Here is a 5822-nt window from a genome sequence, read left to right as displayed (position 1 = left end):
TCTTTGCCCGCCTTCTTCCCCCCCCCCAATCATCCCCCCCCTCTTGGGGGCGCGCGCCCCGTACCCCCCCCCCCGGGGGGGGGGGGGGGGGCCCCCCGGGGGGGGGGGGGGGGGGGGGGGTAGCGGTGGGTGTGCCTCGTCCTCAGACGGCGGACGGGCTGAGTGCGCCTGTGCTGGACAATGGCTCTATGCCTTCTGCCCTTCCCGACGGTGAGCCCGTGCCCGACGACGGGGCCCTGCCCCCCTCCGCCCTCGACGGGGCCGGGGAGCGGCCGCTCGGGTTCTATCTGCATGTGCCCTACTGCGCCACGCGCTGCGGGTACTGCGACTTCAACACCTACACCGCCACCGAGCTGCGCGGCTCCGGCGGAGTGCTCGCCTCCCGGGACAACTACGCGGAGACCCTGGTCGACGAGGTGCGGCTCGCGCGGAAGGTGCTGGGGGACGACCCCCGGCCGGTGCGGACCGTCTTCGTCGGCGGAGGGACGCCGACGCTGCTCGACGCCGGGGATCTCGTACGGATGCTGGGGGCGATCCGGGACGAGTTCGGGCTTGCCGATGATGCCGAGATCACTACCGAGGCCAATCCCGAGTCCGTCGACCCGGCGTATCTGAGCGCGTTGCGGGACGGCGGGTTCAACCGGGTCTCCTTCGGGATGCAGAGCGCTCGGCAGCACGTGCTGAAGGTGCTCGACCGTACGCATACGCCCGGGCGGCCCGAGGCGTGCGTCGCGGAGGCGCGGGCCGCGGGCTTCGAGCACGTGAATCTCGATCTCATCTATGGGACCCCGGGGGAGTCCGACGACGACTGGCGGGCTTCCCTGGAGGCGGCCATCGGGGCCGGGCCCGACCATGTCAGCGCGTACGCCCTGATCGTCGAGGAAGGGACGCAGCTGGCGCGGCGGATTCGGCGCGGGGAGGTGCCGATGACTGACGACGATGTGCACGCGGACCGGTATCTGATCGCCGATGAGGTGCTGGGGGGTGCCGGATTCTCTTGGTACGAGGTGTCCAACTGGGCCACCTCGGAGGCCGCTCGGTGCCTGCACAACGAGCTGTACTGGCGGGGGGCCGACTGGTGGGGGGCCGGGCCGGGGGCCCACAGCCATGTGGGGGGTGTGCGGTGGTGGAACGTGAAGCATCCCGGGGCGTATGCGGGGGCTCTTGCGGGTGGGAGGTCGCCGGGGGCTGGGCGGGAAGTGCTTTCGGGGGAGGACCGGCGGGTGGAGCGGGTGCTGCTGGAGCTTCGGCTGCGGGAGGGGGCTCCCTTGTCCCTCCTGAAGGAGGCTGGGCTTGCTGCTGCGCGGCGGGCGCTTGGGGATGGGTTGCTGGAGGGTGGGCCCTTTGCGGAGGGGCGGGCCGTGTTGACGCTTCGGGGGCGGTTGTTGGCTGATGGGGTGGTGCGGGATCTGGTGGACTGAGTTTTCTCTTCCCCGATCCCGCCCCTTCCCGAATCCGGCGACTCCGTCGCCCCTGGGGCGCCCGTCCTGGGGCTTTGCCCCTAGACCCCCTTATCGGCCTGAACGGCCTCGTCCTCAAACGCCGGACGGGCTGTAGGGCGCCCGAGGGGGAGGGAGGAAAGGGTGGACGGGGTAGGGAAGCGGGGGACGTGCCTTGCCTTGAACGTTGGAACGGTTTAGGCGGGGGCCCCTGTTACGAAGTCGATCAGCTCCTCCACTCTGCCCAGCAGGGCCGGCTCCAGGTCCTTGTAGGTGTGGACCGAGGACAGGATGTGCTGCCATGCCTCGCCCGTGTTGGTGAAGCGCCAGCCCAGGGCCTGGCGTACGCCCGTCTTCCAGTCCTGGCCCTTGGGGATGCGGGGCCAGGACTGGAAGCCGAGGGACGAAGGCTTCACCGCCTCCCATACGTCGATGTACGGGTGGCCCACCACCAAGGCGTGGTCGCTGCTCACCTGGGCCGCGATGCGGGACTCCTTGGAGCCGGGGACCAAGTGGTCCACCAGGACGCCGAGGCGGGCGTCGGGGCCGGGGGAGAACTCGGCGACGATGGCCGGGAGGTCGTCGATGCCCTCCAGGTACTCGACGACCACGCCCTCGATGCGGAGGTCGTCGCCCCAGACCTTCTCGACCAGTTCAGCGTCGTGGCGGCCCTCCACGTAGATGCGTCCGGCCCGGGCAACCCGTGCGCGCGCACCCGGCACCGCCACCGAGCCGGAGGCCGTGCGGGAGGGGACGGCCGGGGGCGTGGAGGCGGGTGCGGGGCGGGTGAGTGTCACCACTCGGCCTTCCAGGAGGAAGCCGGCCGGAGCCATGGGGAAGACCCGGTGCTTGCCGAAGCGGTCCTCCAGCGTGACCGTCGGGCCCTGCGCCGTCTTCTCGCAGCGGATCACCGCCCCGCAGAAGCCGGTGGTGACTTCCTCGACCACCAGGTCTTGTTCCGCCGGGACCTCGGGGGGCGGCGTCTTCTTCTTCCACGGGGGTGTGAAGTCGGGGCTGTAGCTGCGCATTTGGGAGACGCTACGACACCCGGAAACGGCGGGCCAGTTCATCGCGCTGGTTGCGTACGAAGGTGGCGTCCACCACCGCGCCGTGGCCGGGGACGTACAGCGCGTCCGGGCCGCCCAGGTCCAGGAGGCGGTCCAGGGCGGCGGGCCAGTGGGAGGGCATCGCGTCGGGGCCTGCCTGGGGTTCGCCGGACTCCTCCACCAGGTCGCCGCAGAAGACGACCTCGGGTGCGCCGGGGCCGCCGGGGACGAGGACCGCCAGGTCGTAACCCGTGTGGCCGGGGCCGATGTTGGCGAGCAGGGCCTGGGTGCCGCCGCCCAGGTCCAGGGTCCATTCGCCGCACACCAGGTGGTGGGGGTGGACAAGGAGGTCCGTGGCCTCGGCCGCGGCGTCCGGGGGGAGACCGTGGCGCACCGCGTCCGCGCGCAGCTCGTCGCGGCCCTTGAGGAGGGCCGTGTCCAGGCCCGCCGCGCCGAACACCTGCACCCCCGCGAAGGCCGCCGCGCCCAGGACGTGGTCGAAGTGGGGGTGGGTGAGCGCGAGATGGGTGACCCGGCGGCCGGGGCCGAGCAGGGTGCGGGCCTGGGTGCGGAGCTCGGCGCCCTCGCGCAGGCTGGCGCCCGCCTCGATCATGAGGGCGGCGTCGTCGCCGACGACGAGTCCGGCGGTGCAGTCCCAGGCCGGGAGGCGGCGGCGGCCGACGCGCGCCGTGAGCCGCTCCCAGCCCGTCTCGTCCCATGCGGGCGTGATGTCCATAACGGTGACGCTAGCGCCGACGGGGCCCGGCGGCAGCCGCACTCTCGGGCAGACCTGCGCCCATGCCCGTTCACGCCCCTGCGCGGACGGCTGCTGATGCCGCCCTGCTCGCCTGTCCCGCCCGCGCCTCCCGCCCGCCCCCCCCACCACCTCGGAGCGACGTCGCCACCGTGCCCCCGCCTTGCCCGTCGGGATGACATCGGGGGGTCCGCCCTTGCCGGGCCCGTACCTCACGGCCGTACACTGGCCCGGTGACAGCTGGCACTCGGCAATGGTGAGTGCCAGGGCGGGGAAGCGGGGCTCCAGTGGACGGACAGGCGGAGGTGAGCACGGATGCTCAGTGAACGCAGGCTTGAGGTGCTGCGCGCCATCGTCCATGACTACGTGGGGACCGAGGAGCCGGTCGGGTCCAAGGCGCTGACCGAGCGGCACCGCCTCGGGGTCTCGCCGGCCACCGTGCGCAATGACATGGCCGCGCTCGAGGAGGAAGGGTTCATCGCCCAGCCGCACACCAGCGCGGGGCGGATCCCGACCGACAAGGGCTACCGGCTCTTCGTCGACAAGCTCGCGGGCGTCAAGCCGATGACCGCCCCCGAGCGGCGGGCCATCCACCACTTCCTTGACGGCGCCGTCGACCTCGATGACGTCGTCGGGCGCACCGTACGGCTGCTCGCGCAGCTGACGCGGCAGGTCGCGGTCGTGCAGTACCCCTCGCTCACGCGCTCGACCGTGCGGCACGTGGAGCTGCTCTCGCTGGCTCCCGCGCGGCTCATGCTCGTCCTGATCACGGACACGGGCCGGGTCGAGCAGCGCATGATCGACTGCCCGGCCCCGTTCGGGGAGACCTCGCTCGCGGATCTGCGGGCGCGGCTCAACAGCCGGGTCGCCGGACGCCGGTTCGCGGACGTGCCGCAGCTGGTGCAGGACCTCGGGGAGTCCTTCGAGGCGGAGGACCGGGCCACGGTGGCCACGGTGCTCTCCACCCTCCTGGAAACGCTCGTCGAGGAGACCGAGGAGCGGCTGATGATCGGCGGCACCGCCAATCTCACCCGCTTCGGACATGACTTTCCCCTCACCATCCGGCCGGTCCTCGAAGCGCTTGAGGAGCAGGTCGTGCTCCTCAAGTTGCTTGGTGAGGCTACGGATTCGGGCATGACCGTACGGATCGGTCATGAGAACGCCCACGAGGGGCTCAGCTCCACTTCCGTGGTCTCGGTCGGCTACGGTTCGGGCAGTGAGGCAGTAGCAAAACTAGGCGTGGTCGGCCCGACCCGCATGGACTATCCGGGAACGATGGGAGCAGTACGCGCAGTGGCACGTTACGTCGGACAGATCCTGGCGGAGTCGTAAGTGGCCACGGACTATTACGCCGTACTCGGCGTGCGCCGCGACGCTTCCCAGGACGAGATCAAGAAGGCTTTCCGAAGGCTGGCGCGCGAGCTCCATCCGGACGTGAACCCGGATCCGAAGACGCAGGAGCGCTTCAAGGAGATCAACGCCGCCTACGAGGTCCTTTCCGACCCGCAGAAGAAGCAGGTCTACGACCTCGGCGGCGACCCCCTGTCCCAGGCGGGCGGCGGGGGCGCGGGCGGCTTCGGCCAGGGCGGGTTCGGGAACTTCTCGGACATCATGGACGCGTTCTTCGGTACGGCGTCCCAGCGCGGGCCGCGGTCGCGGACCCGTCGCGGCCAGGACGCCATGATCCGGCTCGAGGTCGAGCTGGACGAGGCCGCCTTCGGGACCACCAAGGACATCCAGGTCGACACGGCGGTCGTCTGTACGACCTGTAGTGGTGAGGGTGCCGCTCCGGGGACGTCCGCGCAGACCTGTGACATGTGCCGCGGTCGCGGTGAGGTCTCGCAGGTCACGCGGTCCTTCCTCGGCCAGGTCATGACCTCGCGGCCGTGCCCGCAGTGCCAGGGCTTCGGGACCGTGGTGCCCACGCCGTGCCCCGAGTGCGCGGGCGACGGGCGCATCCGCTCGCGGCGGACGCTGACCGTGAAGATCCCGGCCGGTGTGGACAACGGCACGCGGATCCAGCTCGCCGGTGAGGGTGAGGTGGGGCCGGGAGGCGGTCCCGCCGGTGACCTCTACGTCGAGATCCATGAGCTGCCGCACCCCGTCTTCCAGCGGCGCGGCGACGATCTGCACTGCACGGTGACCATCCCCATGACGGCGGCCGCCCTCGGCACGAAGGTGCCGCTGGAGACGCTGGACGGGATGGAGGAGGTCGACATCCGGCCCGGCACCCAGTCCGGCCAGTCGATCCCGCTGCACGGGCGCGGCGTCACGCACCTGCGCGGCGGCGGGCGCGGCGACCTCATCGTGCACGTCGAGGTGCTCACGCCGACGAAGCTCGACCCCGAGCAGGAGCGGCTGCTGCGGGAGCTGTCGAAGGCGCGCGGCGAGGAGCGGCCCACGGGGCAGTTCCAGCCGGGGCAGCAGGGCCTGTTCTCGCGGTTGAAGGATGCGTTCAACGGGCGGTAGTGGTCATCGGCTGGGGGTGCGGGGGTCGTCCCCCGGGGTGGCGCGGCAGCCGGGGCAGCAGGGCCTGTTCTCGCGGTTGAAGGATGCGTTCAACGGGCGGTAGTGGTCATCGGC

General features: G+C 71.6%; 5 protein-coding genes. 3 read left to right on the top strand and 2 right to left on the bottom strand.

From position 1 onward, the window contains the following. Positions 1-188 precede the first annotated feature (188 nt). Positions 189-1421, top strand: coding sequence for a radical SAM family heme chaperone HemW (hemW, locus tag ACFWYM_RS07610; RefSeq protein WP_384831472.1), 1233 nt, complete (start codon positions 189-191; stop codon positions 1419-1421). 215 nt (positions 1422-1636) lie between these two features. Here the strand turns inward: hemW and ACFWYM_RS07605 are convergent, their stop codons facing one another. After that, positions 1637-2467 (bottom strand): DUF3097 domain-containing protein, encoded by an 831-nt coding sequence (locus ACFWYM_RS07605; protein ID WP_384831469.1) that lies wholly within the window; start codon positions 2465-2467, stop codon positions 1637-1639. Between the two features lie 10 nt (positions 2468-2477). After that, positions 2478-3215, bottom strand: a complete 738-nt coding sequence (locus tag ACFWYM_RS07600) for an MBL fold metallo-hydrolase (protein ID WP_384831516.1) — start codon at positions 3213-3215, stop codon at positions 2478-2480. A 339-nt stretch (positions 3216-3554) separates the two neighbouring features. On the opposite strand from ACFWYM_RS07600, the gene hrcA reads away from it, so the two are divergent. Both hrcA and dnaJ read left to right on the top strand, forming a co-directional pair. Further along, the gene (gene hrcA, locus ACFWYM_RS07595; RefSeq protein ID WP_384831466.1) at positions 3555-4571 is read left to right on the top strand and encodes a heat-inducible transcriptional repressor HrcA; all 1017 of its coding nucleotides are present in this window, start codon (positions 3555-3557) and stop codon (positions 4569-4571) included. Beyond that, positions 4572-5708 carry a molecular chaperone DnaJ gene (dnaJ, locus tag ACFWYM_RS07590; protein WP_384831463.1) on the top strand — a complete coding sequence of 379 codons (1137 nt, stop codon included), beginning with the start codon at positions 4572-4574 and terminating at the stop codon, positions 5706-5708. Positions 5709-5822: the final 114 nt, after the last annotated feature.

The sequence above is a fragment of the Streptomyces sp. NPDC059009 genome (assembly GCF_042740175.1).
In the GTDB taxonomy this organism is placed as follows: Bacteria; Actinomycetota; Actinomycetes; order Streptomycetales; family Streptomycetaceae; genus Streptomyces.
This window is presented reverse-complemented; position numbering and strand designations above follow the sequence as displayed.